This window comes from Prevotella sp. oral taxon 317 str. F0108, assembly GCF_000162415.1.
Taxonomy (GTDB): Bacteria; Bacteroidota; Bacteroidia; order Bacteroidales; family Bacteroidaceae; genus Prevotella; species Prevotella conceptionensis.
Genome location: NZ_GG740072.1, coordinates 1,466,929 through 1,486,398, shown reverse-complemented (window position 1 = coordinate 1,486,398; position 19,470 = coordinate 1,466,929). Strand labels below are relative to the sequence as shown.

The 19,470-nt window shown below is 47.2% G+C and carries 19 protein-coding genes and 1 pseudogene; 5 read left to right on the top strand and 15 right to left on the bottom strand.

The features are described from left to right. Window positions 1-1,157 precede the first annotated feature (1,157 nt). The 4 genes from HMPREF0670_RS05725 to recF all read right to left on the bottom strand — a co-directional run bounded on the left by HMPREF0670_RS05725 (window position 1,158) and on the right by recF (window position 4,948). Entirely contained in the window at window positions 1,158-1,748 is a 591-nt protein-coding gene (locus HMPREF0670_RS05725) for a hypothetical protein (RefSeq protein ID WP_009230212.1), read from the bottom strand. Between the two features lie 228 nt (window positions 1,749-1,976). Next, on the bottom strand, window positions 1,977-3,350 hold the full coding sequence (locus tag HMPREF0670_RS05720) for a patatin-like phospholipase family protein (RefSeq protein ID WP_009230211.1): 1,374 nt from the start codon (window positions 3,348-3,350) through the stop codon (window positions 1,977-1,979). Between the two features lie 199 nt (window positions 3,351-3,549). After that, on the bottom strand, window positions 3,550-3,840 hold the full coding sequence (locus tag HMPREF0670_RS05715; RefSeq protein ID WP_009230210.1) for a DciA family protein: 291 nt from the start codon (window positions 3,838-3,840) through the stop codon (window positions 3,550-3,552). Continuing rightward, window positions 3,833-4,948, bottom strand: a complete 1,116-nt coding sequence (gene recF, locus HMPREF0670_RS05710) for a DNA replication/repair protein RecF (protein WP_009230209.1) — start codon at window positions 4,946-4,948, stop codon at window positions 3,833-3,835. Before recF ends, HMPREF0670_RS05715 begins: the two co-directional genes overlap by 8 nt. Before the next feature lie 145 nt (window positions 4,949-5,093). Here recF and HMPREF0670_RS05705 point away from each other — a divergent pair, with 145 nt between their 5' ends. The 4 genes from HMPREF0670_RS05705 to HMPREF0670_RS05690 all read left to right on the top strand — a co-directional run bounded on the left by HMPREF0670_RS05705 (window position 5,094) and on the right by HMPREF0670_RS05690 (window position 7,302). Beyond that, window positions 5,094-5,798, top strand: coding sequence for a tetratricopeptide repeat protein (locus HMPREF0670_RS05705; RefSeq protein WP_009230208.1), 705 nt, complete (start codon window positions 5,094-5,096; stop codon window positions 5,796-5,798). After that, the gene (ribH, locus tag HMPREF0670_RS05700; protein WP_009230207.1) at window positions 5,798-6,274 is read left to right on the top strand and encodes a 6,7-dimethyl-8-ribityllumazine synthase; all 477 of its coding nucleotides are present in this window, start codon (window positions 5,798-5,800) and stop codon (window positions 6,272-6,274) included. Before HMPREF0670_RS05705 ends, ribH begins: the two co-directional genes overlap by 1 nt. Window positions 6,275-6,373: 99 nt before the next feature. After that, window positions 6,374-6,871 (top strand): 3'-5' exonuclease, encoded by a 498-nt coding sequence (locus tag HMPREF0670_RS05695; RefSeq protein WP_009230206.1) that lies wholly within the window; start codon window positions 6,374-6,376, stop codon window positions 6,869-6,871. Window positions 6,872-6,918: 47 nt separating this feature from the next. Beyond that, entirely contained in the window at window positions 6,919-7,302 is a 384-nt protein-coding gene (locus HMPREF0670_RS05690) for a hypothetical protein (RefSeq protein ID WP_009230205.1), read from the top strand. A gap of 144 nt (window positions 7,303-7,446) precedes the next feature. Here the strand turns inward: HMPREF0670_RS05690 and HMPREF0670_RS05685 are convergent, their stop codons facing one another. From HMPREF0670_RS05685 to HMPREF0670_RS05655, 7 genes and pseudogenes are all read right to left on the bottom strand, one after another. Next, window positions 7,447-8,178, bottom strand: coding sequence for an acid phosphatase (locus tag HMPREF0670_RS05685; RefSeq protein ID WP_009230204.1), 732 nt, complete (start codon window positions 8,176-8,178; stop codon window positions 7,447-7,449). Window positions 8,179-8,201: 23 nt separating this feature from the next. Then, window positions 8,202-8,777: a phosphoribosylglycinamide formyltransferase gene (purN, locus tag HMPREF0670_RS05680; protein WP_009230203.1), complete on the bottom strand. Its 576-nt coding sequence runs from the start codon at window positions 8,775-8,777 to the stop codon at window positions 8,202-8,204. A 140-nt stretch (window positions 8,778-8,917) separates the two neighbouring features. Further along, window positions 8,918-9,331, bottom strand: a complete 414-nt coding sequence (locus HMPREF0670_RS05675; RefSeq protein ID WP_009230202.1) for an RNA-binding S4 domain-containing protein — start codon at window positions 9,329-9,331, stop codon at window positions 8,918-8,920. 9 nt (window positions 9,332-9,340) lie between these two features. Beyond that, entirely contained in the window at window positions 9,341-9,910 is a 570-nt protein-coding gene (gene pth, locus HMPREF0670_RS05670) for an aminoacyl-tRNA hydrolase (protein WP_009230201.1), read from the bottom strand. A 31-nt stretch (window positions 9,911-9,941) separates the two neighbouring features. Then, window positions 9,942-10,544: a 50S ribosomal protein L25/general stress protein Ctc gene (locus HMPREF0670_RS05665; protein WP_009230200.1), complete on the bottom strand. Its 603-nt coding sequence runs from the start codon at window positions 10,542-10,544 to the stop codon at window positions 9,942-9,944. 187 nt (window positions 10,545-10,731) lie between these two features. Continuing rightward, on the bottom strand, window positions 10,732-11,382 hold the full coding sequence (locus HMPREF0670_RS05660; RefSeq protein ID WP_083786791.1) for a lipocalin-like domain-containing protein: 651 nt from the start codon (window positions 11,380-11,382) through the stop codon (window positions 10,732-10,734). Window positions 11,383-11,572: 190 nt separating this feature from the next. Next, a pseudogene (locus HMPREF0670_RS05655) lies at window positions 11,573-11,851 on the bottom strand (four helix bundle suffix domain-containing protein); the annotation flags it as partial. 1,333 nt (window positions 11,852-13,184) lie between these two features. Here HMPREF0670_RS05655 and HMPREF0670_RS16250 point away from each other — a divergent pair. Further along, window positions 13,185-13,340 (top strand): hypothetical protein, encoded by a 156-nt coding sequence (locus HMPREF0670_RS16250; protein ID WP_157579548.1) that lies wholly within the window; start codon window positions 13,185-13,187, stop codon window positions 13,338-13,340. 239 nt (window positions 13,341-13,579) lie between these two features. Here the strand turns inward: HMPREF0670_RS16250 and HMPREF0670_RS05640 are convergent, their stop codons facing one another. The 4 genes from HMPREF0670_RS05640 to HMPREF0670_RS05625 all read right to left on the bottom strand — a co-directional run bounded on the left by HMPREF0670_RS05640 (window position 13,580) and on the right by HMPREF0670_RS05625 (window position 19,317). Beyond that, window positions 13,580-14,785, bottom strand: coding sequence for a clostripain-related cysteine peptidase (locus HMPREF0670_RS05640; RefSeq protein WP_009230197.1), 1,206 nt, complete (start codon window positions 14,783-14,785; stop codon window positions 13,580-13,582). Between the two features lie 192 nt (window positions 14,786-14,977). Further along, window positions 14,978-17,659, bottom strand: coding sequence for a valine--tRNA ligase (locus HMPREF0670_RS05635; protein WP_009230196.1), 2,682 nt, complete (start codon window positions 17,657-17,659; stop codon window positions 14,978-14,980). A 97-nt stretch (window positions 17,660-17,756) separates the two neighbouring features. Next, window positions 17,757-18,350 carry an aminotransferase class IV gene (locus HMPREF0670_RS05630; protein ID WP_009230195.1) on the bottom strand — a complete coding sequence of 198 codons (594 nt, stop codon included), beginning with the start codon at window positions 18,348-18,350 and terminating at the stop codon, window positions 17,757-17,759. After that, window positions 18,325-19,317 carry an aminodeoxychorismate synthase component I gene (locus HMPREF0670_RS05625; protein ID WP_009230194.1) on the bottom strand — a complete coding sequence of 331 codons (993 nt, stop codon included), beginning with the start codon at window positions 19,315-19,317 and terminating at the stop codon, window positions 18,325-18,327. The genes HMPREF0670_RS05630 and HMPREF0670_RS05625 overlap by 26 nt, the downstream gene beginning before the upstream one ends. Window positions 19,318-19,470: the final 153 nt, after the last annotated feature.

Genomic DNA, 19,470 nt, shown 5'->3' with positions numbered 1-19,470 from the left:
ATTACAAATCAACTCACTGACTTTAAACTTGACGAAAGCCCAACAACTCCCGAAGACATCAACTCACAAACTAAAAAACTCATCATCTCAAAAACTTAAATTACTATCTTTTATTTTACAATACCGCTCTAATTTTCGCTCCGTTCTAGCGAAAATATTAGTTAAAAAGTTGGTAAAAAGCCACTGTTTCTACCCTCTCACGCCTTGGGGCTTGTCAATTTTTAAGTCTAAAACCTGAATTTTGCACCATTTAGCCTTTCTAGTTTGGTTGCTAACTCATATTTTTTCAAGCCCAAATACCTGCTTTTAGCCCCTAAAAACCTACTTTTTGATGGTTATTTTGCCTTTTCTAGCCATGCGTTTCATGGTTCTATAAGGTTTTGTTTATACAATTGCCGTGGATGTTTATGCTTTTCGTCTCGCATTTTGCAGCATTTTGCACCGCGTTTAGCACCAAAATGCGCTGCGTTTAGCACCAAAACGCACTCTATTTTGCACCAAAACGCACTGCGTTTAGCACCAAAACACACTGCGTTTTGCACCGTTTCACCCTGCATTTAGCCACAAATAGCCCCAAATGTGGTACAAATGGCGGTTCTTTTAAATAAATATTCATTTTGCCGCATGCACATGCTAACCCTATTTTGCATCAAAACAAACTTCCGCGAGAATCGATTTTTTGCGGCAAGTGGGCGATTGGTGGACGAAAAGGGCACTTATAATGTTAAATTTCTTACTAAAAATCAGACAAAACCACCATGTGGTAAACACGCGCGAGTGGGCAACGGCACGGAAAACATGTAGGTTTGCAACGACCAGCGCAAGCGGTTGCAGGGCATGCTGCTCACGGACAACGGGAACAGCAGCTGAGAAACGCAGAAGTAATCTGCCATTGGCAACCAATTTTCAACTTGTAGAGAATGCTTTTACAACACAAAGATGGTAAACAACCCTCCATGTTTATAAACATCAGAAGTCAAGACGACTTCATATAAAGTGTAACTAATTGCAATGCAGATGGGAAAGGAAAGATAAAAGAATGTCATTAATGGCTGGTTCTAAAACACCTTTGGCGACTTTTTAAAACCAGCCTTATGCACGATTTATGGTTCAGTCATCAGCCTGTCTGTGCCTTAATACACATCAAAACACACGTTTTATTTCATCCCATGCGCGATACCATCTGTGATGATGCGCCCATTACGTGCATCAATAATGGTGTAACGAGAAACTTTTTTGCGCATACTGAACCAACTTATATTCCAACGGGGAATGTTCGATTCGTCAACATATCGGTCTATGTCGGTGCGTTCGTCATAAAGATTGATGTTGTGCTTTTTAACAAAGAGCAAGACGTCTTGCCAAGAATAGCCTTTGTAAGGCTTATCCATATCTGTTTCTTTGATGAGATAACCTTTCACATCATATTCTCGCCATATACCACAATTAAAACTTTGATAATAATATTCGCCAGACTCTTGAATGTTGCCATTCATGAAATAACATCGATACTCACCAAACAGACTGCCTTTTTTCTGTTTTGTCTTAACATATCCAACTTCGGTTTTTGTCACAGTTATGATGTTTCCCGCAGAGTCCGTGTATTTGCATTCGCAGGGTGGATACATAAACTGTTCTTCGGGAAATTCCTGCTCTTCCTTTTTCCGGTATTCAAGAAACCTTTTGTTGGCGTCAGCAGTATCGAGCTTTTCAAAACAACGAATATTGCTCCTCTTCTTTTTCGCCATTCTCTTTGGGGGCGTATGTGTCGTACACGCCACCAAGAGAACGCACATTAGCATTAAACACTTTACCATTTTCATGCGCATATATACTTAGATTTATTATTTTAATTGATATTCCATCTTGCGATGGGGAGCTAGTGAGTTGGTGAGTTGATGAGTTGATGACTTGTTGCGTTGCGAGTTTATGAGTTCAATGGTGCAAAAAATCACGTTCATCCTAAGCCCATTAACTTACACATGCTCTACCAACATCGGCAAATAAAGGCGCGTTTGTAGTTCGGCAAGCCAAGCAGAATGGGCTATTAGTGCGCCTATCTGCTCCGCAGAAAGAGCCACAAGACTGGTGCCTACACGTCGAGCCAAGTCTATTTTATCGGAACTAGGTACGCTCTCTTCAAACTTTCTCCACCCCACACTGGCCTTAATGTGCTGCAAAATGGCCTTTTCTGCCTCGGTTCGTTGTGCGCCTTTTGCCTTCAAGCTTGCAACTTCTGCCTCGCTTATGCCGTGTGCCTGCCACACATCGGGATGTACATTGCCATTGCGAAGGTTGTTAACAAAGCCATGTAATGAGCGTTCGCTGCAATCCCATTCAAGTGGCACGTAAGCAAAATGTTCCTTATTGGCAAAGCCTTCGTAAAGGTTGTCGCTGCGTTGCATCTTCTTTATGCGGTTCATCATCATACTAATGGTGTTCATCGCGAGGTTAAAGAAGTGTGTGGTACCTGCTGCACTTACTTGCCCATTGCCTGCATCGCTCACCACAATGTACTCGCAACGAAAGCGACTCTTGTCTTGGCTTAGCTTGTGTGCTCCTTGATTGTCGTACACGCCACCATCAATCAGTTTGGGTGGTTCGGGCTTTTGTTCGCAATCTTCATACTTGCCGCGCACAAAAGCCGCACCAATGGTTATCGGCGTAAAGCCGTATGGCACACACGAAGAGGCCATAACGGCGCGTGAAAGTGGGAAACCATTGGCATCGAACATGGATTGCCCGTTGATGCGATAGGCATATTCGCCCATCATGCCGCGCGAAAAGGTGAACGGCAAGTGCGTAGCAAGGTTGGTAGAATTGATACAAATTAAGGGTGTTTGGGGCAAGTCGGACAGTGTTTTGCGCTCGAAAAACACTTTATCGTAAAGTTTTGAAATGAGTTTGCTTATGGGCAAGGCCGTAAACGAGTTTTTCAAGATGCCCAAAAGCGCAAGGGCTAATGCGCATACGCCTACCAATGCGGCCACGCTACCTGCCCAAATGGGATGGTGTGGCCATAAAGTACCCATCACAAGAGACGTGATATAACCCAAAACCACGGCAAAAGCAAGCACAAGAACGCCCAAAACACCTACATAAAGAAACGAAGACCAAAGCACACCACGCTGCAAACGCGCGATAAAACCTTGTTCAAATGTTTGGTAATCGTCTTTATGCAGGGCGTAATAGGCCGTAGTTATCGACCCGCCCGACACCGAAGAAATTACATCTACCTTGTTGAGGATGCCCAACTTGTGCAATGCCCGCAACGTTCCTACATGATAAGCGGCAGCGCGATAGCCACCTCCCGATAGGGCTAAGCCTATTTTCTTTTTGTCTTTATTCATCGTTAGTTTTTATTAGGAGTAATCAAGGGAGTTAAGGAGTTATGGAGTTAAGGAGTTAAGCCAAATGCCTTTTAGCGTTTAAGTTTATGAGTTTTAATTTTCTTTGCTTGGAAGTTCTTTAGTTAGTAAGTTTATGAGTCTTGGCATAAACAACTTAAAACTCAAAAACTAGTAAACTCAAAACCTCACCAACTCACACTTAAAACACTTTAATTTCAGTAATAACCAACGCCCCAACCTGTTCGTTTAGTCGGCGCATCAGTTGCGTTCGCATCATCGCGAGGTCTTGGCGAAGTGCTGGATTGGTTATCTTAACAAACAAAGTTTGGTTCTTAATGAACTTCTCTGTGGTGTAACGCGCCACCATAGGGCCTGCCACCGTTTCCCAAGCGTCAATCAGTCGTTTCTGTTGTAAAGGCGTTTCGAGTCCTTCGTCACGCAGAAGTTTCATCAATATCTCGCCCAAAGGTTTCACATCGCGCCTAAACATTGTCGCCTCCTTTCTCGGTTATTTCCCCGTTTTCTACATAAAAAAGCTTATAATCAGTAGTTCCCGACTGCAATATGCGGTCTAGGTGCTCTCGGTTAGTGTCTGTTATGAATATTTGTCCGTAGCTATCGCCCGACACCAACTCCACAATACGCTCCACGCGTTGGCTATCCAGCTTGTCGAAGATGTCGTCGAGCAACAGCAATGGCGTGGTTTTAGATGCCGTTCGCTTTAAGAAATCGAACTGCGCAAGTTTCATCGCCAAGGCGTATGTTTTGCTCTGGCCCTGACTACCCTCGCGTTTTAGTTGGTAGCCATCAATCAACATCTCCAAATCATCGCGGTGAACGCCGTGCAAAGAGTAGCCAACAGCCCTATCCTTATGCCTGTCTTTGCGTATCACATCGAGCAAGTCGCCCCGCTGGCCATGCGAGATATAGCGCAGAGAGACACGTTCCGACCCACCCGAAATGCGCTCGTGAATGCTTTGGAACACAGGAATGAACTCTTCTACAAAGGCTGCGCGCTTGGCATATACCACTTTTCCTTGTGCCGCCATCTCCTCTTCCCACAGTTCCAGCAAAGCTAAGTCGGGTTCGGCCTCCATTCTTAGCAGGGCGTTTCGCTGTTGCAGAGCCTTGTTACATCGGGTTAAAGCCTCAATGTAAGTAGTGTCGTATTGCGCGATCACCATGTCCATCAGTCGCCTACGCTCCTCGCTGCCACCATCAATAAGTGCAGCATCGGCAGGCGACACCAACACCAAGGGAATCAACCCAATGTGCTGCGAAAGCCGTTTGTAAGCCTTCTTGTTGCGTTTAAACTGCTTTTTCGACCCACGTTTCATGCCGCAATACACGTTTTCGGCATCGCCACCCTCGCTAATATAGTCGCCCTCAAGCACAAAAAAGTCCTGTTCGTGGGTAATAAGCTGCGAATCAATGGGGTTGTACGCACTTCTACAAAACGAAAGGTAGTACAACGCATCGAGAAAATTGGTCTTTCCCGACCCGTTATGCCCAATGAAACAATTGGTTTTGGGCGATAGCTGCAAGTTGACAGCGCGCAGGTTTTTATAATTGATAATTGAAATGCTATTCAAAATCATAATCGAAACAAACAGTTAACTCTCTTGCAAAGTTACGCCATTTGGGTATGAAAAACGAAAAAAGTAGCTGATATGTTTCACTATATGCGAGAAATTCAGTAATTTTGCCCCACTTCTTAGAATAATAACAACGTTTAAATATATAATGGCAAACAAAAACAAACAAGGCGTTGCCGAAACTTTCGACGCATCGCAAAGCTCTGACGCATTCTTCTCGAAGAACAAAAAAGTGATACTTGGCTCTGTTGCGGCCTTGGTTCTCATCGTGGCTGGCTTCTTCCTGTATAAGTCGCTCGTGGCTGGTCCACGCGAAGAAAAGGCTAGTACAGCCTTGGCCAAAGGGCAAGAATACTTTAATCAAGAGCAATTCGACAAGGCCCTGAACGGCGATGGAGCTGGTTATGTGGGTTTCGCACGCATTGCCGACGATTACAGCAGCACCGATGCAGGCAACTTGGCCAACCTGTACGCTGGCCTTTGCAATGCAAACCTCGATAAATGGGAAGCTGCAAAGAAATTCCTCGATGCCTATTCGCCTGCCTCGGATGCTATGGTTAGCCCTGCTGCTGTTGCGGCTTTGGGCAACGCCTATGCACACCTTAACGACTTGGACAAGGCTGTTGACAATCTGAAAAAGGCTGCAAAGCTGGCCGACGGCAAAGCTGCCGATGGTGCAAACAGCACGCTTTCGCCCCTGTTCCTTATCCAAGCAGGCGAAATTCTTGAGTCGCAAGGCAAAAAAGAAGAGGCTTTGGCCATCTACCAAGACATCAAGAAGAAGTATGTTAACTCCATACTCGTACAGAGTTCGGAGATTGACAAGTATGTGGAACGCGCATCTACGAAATAATGGCTACCGCATTACACAACCTTTCGGAATACGACCTGTCGAAAATTCCCGATGCCAGCAACATGTGTATCGGTATCGTGGTGTCTGAATGGAACCCCGAAGTGACGGGTGCTCTGCTAAACGGAGCCGTTCAAACCCTCGAAAGGCATGGCGCGTTGCCAGAGAACATACACGTAAAAACCGTTCCTGGCAGTTTCGAATTGGTTTATGGCGCACACCAAATGGTGCTTAACGGCGGCTATGATGCCGTTATCATACTGGGGTGCGTTATCAGAGGTGAGACTCCGCACTTCGATTATATCTGCCAAGGCGTTACGTATGGCATTGCAAAACTCAACGCCACGAGCGAAATTCCCGTGGTTTATGGCTTGCTAACAACCAACGACCAGCAACAAGCACTTGACAGGTGCGGCGGAAAATACGGCAACAAAGGCGACGAATGCGCCATTGTAGCCATAAAGATGGCTAAATTTTAAGGCCTCGTAAGTTAAAGCGAACCAACACAAGACAAGATAAATATATGGGCGGAACACGTGGATTGTTCCGCCCATATCGTTATAAACACAGAGAAAACAATGAAAGATTTTGCCGCCATAGACTTCGAAACGGCCAACTTCAAAAGGGAAAGCGTGTGTAGTGTGGGTCTTGTGCTGGTGGAAGAGGGTAAGATTGTGGACAGCTATTACCATCTGATACAACCCACGCCCAACTATTTTGAAGAGCGGTGCGTTACGGTTCATGGACTTACCACTGCCGACACCAATGGTCAACCCACGTTTCCCGACGTGTGGGCAGAGATTGCGCCGCTGATACGCAACAAGCCGCTTGTGGCGCACAACAAGGCTTTCGATGAGTCGTGCCTTAAAGCTGCCTTCGCCGCCTACGACATGGAATATCCCGATTATCCCTTTTACTGCACGCTATTAACTGCACGTCGCAAGCTGAAAGAGTCAGGATTGGCCGATTTTAGACTTCCTACCGTGGCCAGCCATTGTGGTTACGAACTTGACATGCACCACCATGCCTTGGCCGATGCCGAGGCTTGTGCTGCCATTGCATTGAAAATACTCTGATTGGGAGCATCGTTCCCCCATCATTTACCCCATAAAATAAAGCACGAATGAAACTGCAACAACTTTTACAACGTTATCAATTCGACGACCTCATGCCCGTTGTCGCCGACATGTTCCCTGGCACTGGCAAGTTCCGCGCCTCTCTCGAACAAGGCTATAACATCCTGATGAGCCTGCAACCCGTGGCCTCTAAGAAAAACATACGCTACCGAATAATGCCCGACCCCAACAGCGACGCATCGTTTATGGGTGCCGAAGATGCTGCTTTCGACACCACATGGGAGGTTTGTCTGGGCAAAGAGGTGGTGAAAGAAAAGGGCGTAGATCTAACCGACATCGAACTTGCGGCCAACTGTCTTGTTAATGTCTGTCTCATCGGCCGACATCCCAAAAACTTCGACGAGGCCTATCGCGCATTGAGCAAGGCGTAAATGCAGGTTGGTAAAGCCAAAGTGACTTTGTGTCAACTCCACAAACCGACATAAACAAAAGCTTTGCGGGGCATTTATGGTAGTTTATATCACTCGCCATAAACGCCCCGCAAGCGTATTTGTGCACCAAAGTGGTTTACAAAATCACTTCTTTTTCAATCGTGCAAATTCCTTTTTTGCCTTGTCCAACTGCTTGCGAAAGGCCTCATCAGCATGCAAGCGGGCCACAGCAGCACTTGCAGCAAGGCGTGCCGCATCCACATCACTCTGATAATGAAAGCCGGCAATCACCCTACTTTCGCCATATTCGTAGCCACGCACAAGTATCTCGTCTTGTCTTTCGGGGTTAATCTCAGCCAAAACCAAGGCCATAGCCCATCCGCGAGCCGTATGACCAGAGGGGAAAGAGCCAGTATGACGAAGTTCTTCCTCTTCGTGTGGCACGGCTGTACCTTCTCCAAACTGCACGTATGGACGCTTACGCATGTATTTCTTCTTCGCACTACGCACCGAAAGGCTGCCATCGTTCTCCACTCGCTCCATCAGATAGTGCAGTTCGGGCGTTGTTTGCTTGCTAATTGGCATGCCGAACGCCTCTGAAAAGCCACTAAGTACGGAGTCGATGTCTACCGACGCATCGTAAATGGCTTGCTTTCCACGCGCAGTATTGCGCATAGACTTGCCCCATTGATAGCGATTAAAGTCGTTAAGGTATGCAATGCTCGACGTATCGGGCGGCGCGGGGATGAACTTTGTGGCATCCGCAAAATCCGTTTTATTTAGAAACGAAGGCCAACGATTAGGCTTAGACGTTTCTTGAGCGTTCAAACACAGCGTGCCCAATAGGGCAACGAAGATAAAAGCAGTTCTCTTCATTATGGTTTTCCGTTAAGTGTAATCTATAAATTAGCCCTTTCCAACACCTGCGCTATAACTTCGGGGAAGTGGGCTTGCTCTAATAGGTGTACTTTCTCGGCAATATCGTCGGGCGTATCGCTGTCTGTTAAAGGCGTTGAATATTGTGCAACAATCTCGCCAGCATCGCAATCGTCGCTCACCCAATGGATGGTGATGCCCGTTTCTTTCTCTCCTGCGGCCTTAACCGCCTCGTGAACATGATGCCCATACATGCCCTTTCCTCCGAATTTAGGCAGCAAGGCGGGATGAATGTTGAGCATGCGCTGGTGAAAAGCTGAAACGAGGAAGGGCGGAATCATCAATAAGAAACCGGCCAAGACAATGAAATTCACCTCGTGCGCATTCAACAAGTCCATCACTTTGGTTTCATCGTTAAACTCGGCTTTGGTTAATACGGCCGTAGGCACATGGTGGTTCTTGGCCCTAACAAGGGCATAGGCATCGGGCTTGTTGCTCAACACCAAGGCGATATGCACGTTGGCATCGTCGGCAAAGTGCCTGATGATGTTCTCGCAATTGGTTCCGCTACCCGAAACAAAGATGGCAATGTTGGTCATAGGGTTTGTATATGCTTTATTGTTTACGTTGGTTAATGTTGTTGTCGCCACAAAAGGCTGTAAGGAAAGATGGTGGTTGAAAGTCTGAACATACCTCCAAGTGATAGGAAATGCCTGCTTACAATCTGTGTTGAATGAACTTATTCGTCGCCCTCGTCCTCATCGTCGAACCCGAACATCACGGGATCTACAAAGGCATCCAATGCGCGACGTTCCTTTTTCGTTGGTCGCCCCGTGCCGTGCGCCCTATCTATAAAGCCACTGATGCGGCTCATCTGCAACAGTTCGTACTGCTTTGGGTCGGTAACATTCTCGTAAATTTCGGGCAACAGCTTTGCTCCCACACGTTGTTCGATGGTTTTCAGCACCTTGAACGAGTAGGTTACGGGCGGCTTTTTCACGCTCACCACGTCGCCTTCCTTAATCGTTCGACTTGGTTTCAGGTTCACCCCATTAAGCGTTACGCGCCCGTTTTTGCAGGCATCGGCCGCTATCGAGCGAGTTTTAAATATCCGCGCGGCCCACAACCATTTGTCAATTCTAGCCTCGTTCATCGCCAAAACTTATGCGTTCTTTTTGTTAAACTGGTTCATTGTAACCGTTATCCCAGCCAAGGCAAAGCTCTTGATAATCTCAATGCTGCGCTCAATGGCAGGCTCTAAGGCTTTAAGTTCCTCGTCATCGTATTCGCCCAACACCCAATCTACCTGCCCTCCGCGTGGAAATTCGTTGCCGATACCCACGCGCAATCGGGCATATTGCGGTCCGATAAGCTGCTGGATATGCCCCAACCCATTGTGTCCGCCATTGCTGCCATTGCCTTTCAGTCGCAAAGTGCCAAGCGGCAGGGCCAAATCGTCTACCACAACGAGCAGGTGTTCTTGTGGAATATTCTCTTTATCGAGCCAATAACGCACGGCGTTTCCACTGAGATTCATAAACGTTGACGGCTTTAACAGAACCAACTTGCGACCTTTTACCATCGCAGAGCTGACAAAGCCGTAACGCTTATCCTCAAAAACAATATTGGACGCCTTTGCAAAAGCGTCCAATATCATAAATCCAGTATTGTGACGGGTTGCCTCGTATTCTCGTCCGGGGTTTCCCAAGCCTACAATTAAATATTTCTCCATTCAGAAAAGTGGTTATTCAAAACCCACGTTTTTACTTACCTGCGGCAGCGGCAGCAGCGGCAGCAGCGGCAGCACGCGTCATCTTAACGGTGCAAACGATAACGTCTTTCGGCGTAACCACTTCCAAACCTTCGAACGAAAGTTCGCCAGCCTTGATGCTCTTACCGATGGTCAGTGCAGTTACGTCAATGTCTAGCTTTTCAGGAATTTGCTTGTAAGGAGCCTTAACCATCAACTTACGGATAGAAAGGCTAAGACGTCCACCATCGCGAACACCCTGAGCCAAGCCCACGAGGTTAACGGGAATACCGATAGCGATGCTCTTTTCTTCGTTTATTTCGTAGAAGTCCACGTGCAGCAGGGCATCCGTTACGGGGTGGAATTGCAGTTCCTTCATGATGGCGGTGTGCTTTTGGCCATCGATGTCGAGGTTAACCACATAGATATGGGGCGTATAAACCACCTTGCGAAGGTCGGCCATAGGCACAGCGAACGAAAGCGCCTCGGGCAAACCGTCAGCGTTTTTCTTCTCGCCGTAAAGGTTACAAGGAATCAATCCTTCTTTTCTCATCTCCTTAGAAGCCTTCTTTCCCAGGTTGCTTCTGCTCTTACCTGCTACATTAATTTCTCTCATAATGTGTTACTCTAAATTAAGTTGTTAAACAATTGTGCTTAATTCGCCATCACACGAAATATCAATTTCTTGATTGATGCGCCTTAAAAAGCGGTGCAAAGTTACGTCTTTTCTTTGAATTACGCAACGCATGGGTGTTAAAAGTGCACCTTTGGGGCGTGCGATTTAGCCCTTTTCGTTTCCTTATTTACTTGCTTGCACGATTTAAACGCAGTCCGCAGAGCATGCCGTCCATACTTCCAAGCAGCGAAGTGGCGGTTTTCAGCGAGGCGTTCCCGCTAATGCTGCCAATGGCTTTGAGGTAAGTGAGCATCTTCGAGGCATCCATCACGATGAGCAAGTCGTTGCCGTCTACCTGCGTAGTGCCAACAAGTTGTTTTATTTCGCCTGCATATTTCAGCACCACTTCTTTACCCTTGATGGTGAAGGTGCCGCGCAGACGTCGGCCAGCGATGGTTTGCGTAAAGCGCCCGTTGCGTGTAAAGGTCATTTTCATCGCCCCTTTGGTAATGCCCACCTTGTTAAGTTGCGTTTCAATGGTCTTTTCTATGGCACTCGATGCCAGCTTTCCGCCAGCCTTTTTCAACAAGTTCTCGCTCATAAACACCACAGCAGGTTCGGTGTAAGCCCACTCGCCAACAAGATCATCGATGGTGGCCACTTTCTTATCAGAGAAGATGGAGGTAATGCCCGAAAGCAAATCGTCGGTTGTTCCACCATTCGATAATATGTCTGCACCGTTTTGCAGTATCTTTCCAAAGTCGAATTGGGCGTACGCTTTGTTGCCCATTAGCGACATGGCCGCAATGGCCATGCCCACAATCATTTTCTTATTCATTGTTATACCCTAATTTTCGTGGTGCAAAGTTACGCAAATTTGTGGGAAAACAAAATATGGGGATAAATTTTCTAGGGTAACTACGAGGCCTAGAATAATTAGGATGGCTAGGATAACTAGGATACCTAGGGCTACTAGGATGCCTAGAAAGTCTAGGAAACCTAGAATAACTAAAACACCAATTATCCCCTCACTCTTCCAGTTTTCGCCTCTCCAACTCAGCTTTCAGCCTTTGCACTTCGGCCTTTAACTGTTCGTTCTCCGTTTTCAGCCTTTCCAACAACTCGTCTTGAGCCTGCCTATACCCCGTGCGAGCAGCGTGCATACGTTCTTTTATGCCGCCCTGTTCCACAAACCGCTTCTCTAATACTTTCAGATAACTGCACATCATCTTATCCGTTATGTGGCAAAGCGTAAGCATCGTATTACAAAATTCCTCTGCCGACCATTTGTCAGCGTAGGGCAAACAGCACTTAGCCATGCAGACATCAGTACAAAACACCTTGTAGTGTCTCAACAAAAGGCTTGTACTGACACTACAAAGTGCTTGAAACGCGAGTACAAGAACCTTGTAGTGCGAGTACGAAGAGCCTTGTACGGACACTACAACAAGATGCTTTTACAGGCTGTTTTTGTTGCAGATGATGCGTTGTTCATCAGGTGTTGTGTTCTAGCTAACGAACTAAACAAGGTGTAATCTACGCGTGTTGCTCTTGCGGCTTGGGTTGGTTGAGAAGTGCAAGAAGGGTGGGGTGGCAGGTATATAATCATACAACACGCAACCATACTCATATGATTTAGAGAGCGATAATGCAAATGTCTACGTCTTTCTGTTGTTAGAAGGCGTAGGCATTTGTTCGTTAAGCCGTAGGGATAATCTGTCGTTTTGTTGGAATAGCCTTTTGGCTTGTTTGGATAAGTCCCTTTTTTCCGTGTTCACTCCTTGAAGTAGTCTTGACTTTTTATGTTCCTATAAATTAAGGAGAGCTTGTTCTCTCTGTGATGCCAACACAAGATAAACGCTCTTCTCACACACGAAGTACAGGACAAATCAGCCAATCAACTCATCAACTTATTAACTCATCAACTCAAAAACTCAAAAGACACCAGCACGTCAACTCAAAAAAAATCGAAAAATCTCCAACCCACTAGTTTTCCAACTCACCAACTTGAAAACTTAAATTATTATCTTTTATTTTACAATATCGCTCCAATTTTCGCTCCCTTCTAGCGAAAATATAAGCCACAAAGTAGGCAAATCGCCCCTATTTCTAGCTTTCCACTCCTTTTGTTTTGTCTGTTTTTAAGAGTAAAACCTGCATTTTGTACCATTTAGCCTTTCTAGATTGGTTGCCAGCTCGTATTTTTCTAAGCCCAATTACACGCTTTTAGCCCATAAAATCCCACTTTTTAACCACTATCTTGCCCTTTTCGGTCATGTATTTAATGTTCCTAAAAGGTCTTGTTTATACAATTGGTGTGGATATTTATGCTTTTTGCCTTGCATTTAGCACCTTTTTGCCTTGCATTTAGCACCATTTCGCCTTGTGTTTTGCACCAAAACGCACTGTATTTTGCACCAAAACGCAGTGCATTTAGCACCAAAACGCAGTGCATTTAGCAGTAAAACGCAATGTATTAAGCGGCAAAACGCCCAAAATCTGGTGCAAATGGCGGTCTTTTTAAATAAAAATTCATTTCATCGCATTCACAAGCTATCCCCGTTTTACATCAAAACAACCTTCGCGAGAATCGATTTTTTGCGACAAGATGAGCGGTTGGTGGCAAAAAGGGCACTCATAATGTTAAATTTATTGCTAAAAACTAGACAAAACAGTTATGTCGTAAACACGCGCGAGTGGGCATCGGTAGTGAAAACATGTACGCTTGCGACGGTCAGCGTGGGCGGTTGCAGGGTGTATGCCACTTACATACTGTACCATGAAACGCAGAAGTAATCTGCTATCTATAAGTGGTTTTCAACTTGTGGAGAGTGTATGGAACAACTTCCACCAGACCGCCTTCTGAAATATAACCACGTTTTGCCACAAGCAAATGGAGCCGTATTTCAGGTTTTATCGTATCTTTGTCCAGGTACTTCGTACATGAAGGGGTGTTTGTTTTGATTTTAAAGTGCAGAGAAAACAGGCTCTTCTCAATTTGTAGAAACATTAAAAGTCAAGACGACTTCCTTTTATTAATGTGTCGCTTTCCACCACCCAGTTGCCTTTTTAGTGGTTAAGGCCTTCTCGAAATCCGACTGCGTGGGGTCGCTGATGGTTATTCCGCTATACGCATTTACGCGGATTCTGTTGTAGCTAAGCTCTTCAAGGGCTGTGTAAATATATGGCGTTGTAGACTTATATGGCACCAACTGGGCCAGTGCAGTGTGCAAGTTGCGTGCCAACGCCTGTGTTTCGGGCGTAGTGCAGAGTTTGTTTACGTAGTCGCCCATATCAAAGAAGATGGTCTTTTCGTAGCCATCAAGTCGCTGAACGTCTTCCCAATCAATGAGATTGGCATTGTTTGCGGTTGCTGCGTTAATCGTTTTCATGTGCGCAACCACCTCTTCCACCTTGCTACAATCGGTAACGCCGATGTTGCCGTATGGCCACTGATAGTTAGAATAAAACTGATGGAACTCGTTAACCACAGCTTGATAGTTGGGTTTTTGCTGTATCAGGTATTTCCAAATGTTCTTATAGGGCATGCCGTAAGCCATAATCTCGCTGCAACAGCCAATAAGATAGTTGGTGGCGTGGCGCATTTCGTAGGCCACTTCTATGTTAGACATGTAGCAGTCGTCGAACATAACGAACTGCATGGGCATCTTAGCCTGCTCTATGGCCGCAGCCAATGTGGGAATGTTGGTTTGAAAATAACGGTCGGTTCCGCCGAAATAGCGTGTACGCGCCCTGCTCTTACCCTCTGAGAAAAGCCAACCCGTGCCGTGACAGCCCACAATGAGAGCGTATTGTTTGGCCTTGGCCTGTGCTTTTACTTCGTTAAATATACTGGCTAAGCCGTTGGTAGTGGTGTAGGCAGGCATGTTGTGCTGGTCGTAACGTTGCAGTGTGTCTCGCCGGCAAGTGCCATAGGGTGCGCATTTCACCTCCATCAGCACCGCGCTGTTGGCCGATGTGGCGATGAACACCATCAGCTTGTTACGCCCCAATCCCTTTTCGGCCTCGATGGCAGCCTCTATATCCTTGATGTTTTGCAGAAAATTGTCGTACAAACTACCTGTTGAGCTGTTTCTGGCAGCACTCCACGGCATGTATACAAAGATGGTTTTGTCGGGCAAGCCTTGCGGAATGGGGTAGGGCGCAGGTACGTCTTCGTGGCAACTCACGATGAAGAGCGTTGCCAGGAGTATGAGTAATGAGGTGAGTTTCTTTTGCATGAAGGGGATGTTAGGGGATTAAATGAGAGAAGTTCCTGCACCGTTCGCTGCCATTGCTTTACCCGCGCTGCCATTTTTTCGTGTGCTAGGGCGTGTTTGATGGTGCGGAGCGGTTCAGGAACTTCGTTTGTAGGTGGGCGATGGCGCGTTTGCTTTACGCCAAGCCCGCGTTTAAAGGAATGTTATATAAATTCACGCTTTAACATGATCCGGGAAAGGGAAGTTCCCAAATTTCTCTTTATCTGTCTTCAATTCCTTGATAGACGCTTTTAGTGCGGCAATTTTTTCTTCCGAATCGCTTTGTTTCTTGCGTTCCAAAGCAACGACGGCTTCGGGAGCGTTAGCCACAAAGCGTTCGTTAGACAGCTTCTTCTTGATGCCGGCAAGGAAACCTTCGAGGTGCGCCAATTGCGCCTCTAGTTTACTAATCTTTGTTTCAAAGTCAATTAGACCGCCAACATGTATAACAAATTCGTGGGTCTCAACCATGAAAGTATAAGTTCCATTTGTTTTAGGAGGCTCACTTGTAAAGCCTACATTGGCCATCTTTTCAATTAGACTTACATAGTCTTGCCAAATGTTTTCTTTGCCCATGTATCGTAGGTCGAACTTGTATTTTGGGGACAATCGCTCTTGACTACGCATTGTTCTCACTCCACTGATAATCTGTTTGACTAATTCCATCTTGGCATTCAGCTTATTGTCGGCCTCCGTGGGCGCATCTATTTTCAGGCATTGGCACATAATCGATTCGCCCTCTTTGCGCTCGGCGATGTGTTGCCACAGCTCTTCGGTGATGAAAGGCATGAAGGGATGCAGCATGTTGAGCAGCGTTTCAAAGTAGCGCAACGTGGCGTTGTAGGTGTGGCTGTCGATGGGTGAGCCGTAAGCAGGCTTTATCATTTCGAGATACCAGCTTGAGAACTCGTCCCAGAAAAGTCGATACACAGCCATAAGGGCCTCCGAAATGCGGTATTTCGAGAACAAGTCGTTTAGCTCTTCGTTGGTTTGGCGTAGCTTAGCCTCAAACCATTGGCAAGCAATTCGACTGGCCTCGGGTTGCGGTTGGTCGCTAACTTCCCAGCCCTTAACGAGCCTAAACGCATTCCATATCTTATTGTTGAAGTTGCGCCCTTGTTCGCATAGTGTCTCGTCGAAAAGAATATCGTTGCCGGCAGGAGCCGAAAGCATCATGCCCATACGAACACCATCTGCGCCGTATTGTTCAATCAGTTCGATGGGGTCGGGCGAGTTGCCGAGCGATTTCGACATCTTACGCCCCAGCTTATCGCGTACGATACCTGTGAAATACACGTTCTTGAAAGGCATTTTACCACGATATTCGTACCCCGCCATAATCATTCGGGCCACCCAGAAGAAGATAATGTCGGGTCCTGTTACGAGGTCGCTCGTGGGATAATAGTAGTTAATCTCCTCGTTATCGGGTTGGTTGATGCCGTTGAACACCGAGATGGGCCACAACCAAGACGAGAACCACGTGTCAAGACAGTCCTCATCTTGTTCCAAATCGGCCGCAGTGAGGGTGCCACATACGGCTTTGGCCTTTGCTAATGCCTCTTCGGCAGTGAGTGCCACAACACATTCGCGCTTTCCGTTTGCCGTGAAATAGTAGGCCGGAATGCGATGTCCCCACCACAACTGACGGCTGATGCACCAGTCTTTGATGTTTTCTAGCCAGTGGCGATAGGTGTTTTTGTACTTCTGCGGATAGAAAGCGATGTCGTCGTCCATAACAGGTTGCAGGGCCAAGTCGGCAAAATGCTGCATTTTAAGGAACCATTGGGTAGACAATTTTGGCTCGATGGGTACGTGTGTGCGCTCAGAATAGCCCACCTTGTTGTTGTAATCTTCGGTTTTCTCCATCAAACCAGCCGCTTCTAGGTCGCCGGCGATTTTCTTGCGCACGTCCATGCGGTCCATGCCAACGTACAAACCAGCCGCCTCGGATAGCGTACCGTTGTCGTTGAAGATGTCGATGGTGTCCAATCCGTGCTTCAATCCCAGGTTATGGTCGTTGATGTCGTGTGCGGGAGTTACCTTCAAGCATCCCGTTCCAAACTCGATGTCTACGTAATCGTCTTCAATCACGGGTATTTCGCGGCCCACCAACGGCACGATAACATGCTTGCCTTTCAGCCAAGTGTTCTTCGGGTCGTTCGGATTGATGCACATGGCGGTGTCGCCCATAATCGTTTCGGGGCGTGTAGTGGCTACCACGGCGTATTTTCCAGGTTCTTCAACCACCATATATTTAAGGTAGAACAGCTTGGAGTGCTCTTCCTTGTACACCACTTCCTCGTCTGATAGTGCCGTTTGGGCCTGCGGGTCCCAGTTAACCATGCGAACGCCGCGGTAAATCAATCCCTTTTCGTAGAGATCACAGAACACTTTGAGGACGCTTTCCGAGCGTTCGTCGTCCATGGTGAATGCCGTACGGTCCCAATCGCACGATGCGCCCAATCGTCTAAGCTGTTTAAGGATGATGCCGCCGTGTTCGTGTGTCCAGTCCCACGCGTGTTTTAGGAACTCGTCGCGGCTTAGGTCGGTTTTCTTCACGCCCTTTTCGGCCAGCTTGGCCACCACTTTTGCCTCGGTAGCGATGGATGCGTGGTCGGTTCCAGGCACCCAACAGGCGTTCTTCCCCTCCATTCGTGCGCGACGAACGAGGATGTCTTGTATCGTGTTGTTAAGCATGTGGCCCATGTGTAGCACGCCCGTTACGTTGGGCGGAGGGATAACCACGGTGTAAGGAGCCCTTCCGTCGGGCTTACTGGCAAAGAGTTTATTGTCTTGCCAATACTTATACCATGTGGCTTCCACTTCTTTGGGGTCGTACTTACTTGCTATTTCCATATTCTGTGTTATTGTTATAAAAGTCTCACTTCGTGTGTACAGACTGCAAATTTACTAAAAAACATTGGATTAACGCCACCAAGTGGTGCGCTATTCTTTATATAATATGTGTAGTGGGGAGTTCCAATTCGTGTGCGCCAATCATGGCATTAAAGAGCATGATGCGTTGGAACGAGGCGAGCGAGGCGGGTGTAATCTGCGCTTCCATTAGCTCGCCACGCTGCAAAAGCCATTGGCGCATGGTGCCATTTAGTAGCGGTTGGGTGGGCGTGAGCCACTTGTGTCCATCGAAGAAGGCCACGTTGGTAAACGAGGTGTCGGTAATCAGTCCGTTTTTAACGATAAGCACCTCATCGCAACCATCGCGGAGAGCCAGCAGATGGTCGAGTTCGTGTCGGTCGGTGCTTTTAAATGTGTAGCTGATGTCGTTGTCTTCCACCATGCGGAGCCACTGTATTTCGCGCCGCTTGTATGTTTGGAACGTGGTTTCGCATACCCCATCAGCGTCGTAAACCACTCTTGCCTTGACGCGTTCTTCACTTATTGGCGCATCATCGAGCCACTTTTGCAGACTAATGGGTGCGGCATGTGGGGCGAAATGCAAGCGCGTGGCGTTCATTCGCGCCTCGTGCAAGGGCAGGTTCATGGCTTTACCGCCTTCAATCCTAATGGTTTCTACAAATTGGTGCATACACTTTTTCAATCACTTCGTGGTATTCGTCTTTCCAATTGCTCTTGGCCGTGATGCCACCGCCAGCCTTAAAGAAAAGCTTTCCGTGGCATTGGTCGATGAATCTAATCATCACTGCACTATCCAATTCGCCGTTATCCCATCGTCCCATCACGCCCGTGTAGAAGTCGCGGTGATAGTTTTCGGCCTCGGCAATTACCTCCACAGTCTTCTTTTTGGGCGCGCCCGTTATCGAACCAGCAGGCAATTGCGAAAAAATAACGTCGCCTGGGCGTTGCATGAGGTGGGGCATGAGCCGCCCCCTTATTTCAGAACTGGTTTGCAAAAGCGGTCCGCGGTGGGTGTTCAGCCGCTCCACGTATCGGTAACGCTCTACATGTACGTCGTAGGCAACCATGCTTAGATCGTTTCTAATAAGGTCTACGATGGTGGCATGCTCGGCAGCCTCCTTCTCGTTGGCCAGCAATTGTTCGGCCGACGATGGCGAAACGTCTTCTGCTGTGCCTTTCATCGGGTACGAACTGATTTCTCCCTGCGCAATCTTGACGAACGTTTCGGGCGAGAAACACACCAGCTTGTCTTTCATCCAAAGCCGATAACGCGCCTCGGCCGCATGGTAAAGGTCGAGCAGCGAGAGGTTGGTTCGCAGTCCTATGCGGCAAGTAAGGTTGGCCAGATAGCTGTTTCCGGCCAACATGGCGTTTCTAACGATGTTGAAACTATGCTGATATTCGGCCTCGGTGGGTGGCTCAATGCCCCATTCGATGTCCTTGTTGGCGGGGTAGGCGGCCTGTGTGGCGTTGCCTTTCCCGTTGAAACAATACTTCAACTCGTTGGCATCCACCTCGTTTTCGGGTTCCACCACGGCACGTTTAGAGTCGTAATCTATGATGAAAAGGAAAGGAACGGCCTGCTCAGCCAAGTCGTTCATGCGTTGTCGAGCCTCTTCCCGATTGTAAAAATTCATTCTTCTACTTAGCGTTTTTGATGGTGTAAAAGTACGAATAAAATGTGAAATGCCGAAATGTAGCACTTTTATTCAACGTTACAGTTTATTTTTTATTATCTTTGCATCAACAGAACGGCAATTCGCCATGTTGCCTTTGGGCTATGCGGCGTA

What these genes read in the sequence shown, in the direction of transcription:
- HMPREF0670_RS05640 (WP_009230197.1), bottom strand. Translation starts at nt 14,785, where the DNA reads ATGCAAAAGAAACTCACCTCATTACTCATACTCCTGGCAACGCTCTTC.
- HMPREF0670_RS05715 (WP_009230210.1), bottom strand. Translation starts at nt 3,840, where the DNA reads ATGTTTAGGCGCGATGTGAAACCTTTGGGCGAGATATTGATGAAACTT.
- HMPREF0670_RS05720 (WP_009230211.1), bottom strand. Translation starts at nt 3,350, where the DNA reads ATGAATAAAGACAAAAAGAAAATAGGCTTAGCCCTATCGGGAGGTGGC.
- recF (WP_009230209.1), bottom strand. Translation starts at nt 4,948, where the DNA reads ATGATTTTGAATAGCATTTCAATTATCAATTATAAAAACCTGCGCGCT.
- pth (WP_009230201.1), bottom strand. Translation starts at nt 9,910, where the DNA reads ATGGAGAAATATTTAATTGTAGGCTTGGGAAACCCCGGACGAGAATAC.
- HMPREF0670_RS05705 (WP_009230208.1), top strand. Translation starts at nt 5,094, where the DNA reads ATGGCAAACAAAAACAAACAAGGCGTTGCCGAAACTTTCGACGCATCG.
- HMPREF0670_RS05695 (WP_009230206.1), top strand. Translation starts at nt 6,374, where the DNA reads ATGAAAGATTTTGCCGCCATAGACTTCGAAACGGCCAACTTCAAAAGG.
- HMPREF0670_RS05630 (WP_009230195.1), bottom strand. Translation starts at nt 18,350, where the DNA reads ATGCACCAATTTGTAGAAACCATTAGGATTGAAGGCGGTAAAGCCATG.
- HMPREF0670_RS05660 (WP_083786791.1), bottom strand. Translation starts at nt 11,382, where the DNA reads ATGAATAAGAAAATGATTGTGGGCATGGCCATTGCGGCCATGTCGCTA.
- HMPREF0670_RS05685 (WP_009230204.1), bottom strand. Translation starts at nt 8,178, where the DNA reads ATGAAGAGAACTGCTTTTATCTTCGTTGCCCTATTGGGCACGCTGTGT.
- HMPREF0670_RS05665 (WP_009230200.1), bottom strand. Translation starts at nt 10,544, where the DNA reads ATGAGAGAAATTAATGTAGCAGGTAAGAGCAGAAGCAACCTGGGAAAG.
- HMPREF0670_RS16250 (WP_157579548.1), top strand. Translation starts at nt 13,185, where the DNA reads ATGTTAAATTTATTGCTAAAAACTAGACAAAACAGTTATGTCGTAAAC.
- HMPREF0670_RS05625 (WP_009230194.1), bottom strand. Translation starts at nt 19,317, where the DNA reads ATGAATTTTTACAATCGGGAAGAGGCTCGACAACGCATGAACGACTTG.
- HMPREF0670_RS05725 (WP_009230212.1), bottom strand. Translation starts at nt 1,748, where the DNA reads ATGGCGAAAAAGAAGAGGAGCAATATTCGTTGTTTTGAAAAGCTCGAT.
- purN (WP_009230203.1), bottom strand. Translation starts at nt 8,777, where the DNA reads ATGACCAACATTGCCATCTTTGTTTCGGGTAGCGGAACCAATTGCGAG.
- ribH (WP_009230207.1), top strand. Translation starts at nt 5,798, where the DNA reads ATGGCTACCGCATTACACAACCTTTCGGAATACGACCTGTCGAAAATT.
- HMPREF0670_RS05635 (WP_009230196.1), bottom strand. Translation starts at nt 17,659, where the DNA reads ATGGAAATAGCAAGTAAGTACGACCCCAAAGAAGTGGAAGCCACATGG.
- HMPREF0670_RS05690 (WP_009230205.1), top strand. Translation starts at nt 6,919, where the DNA reads ATGAAACTGCAACAACTTTTACAACGTTATCAATTCGACGACCTCATG.
- HMPREF0670_RS05675 (WP_009230202.1), bottom strand. Translation starts at nt 9,331, where the DNA reads ATGAACGAGGCTAGAATTGACAAATGGTTGTGGGCCGCGCGGATATTT.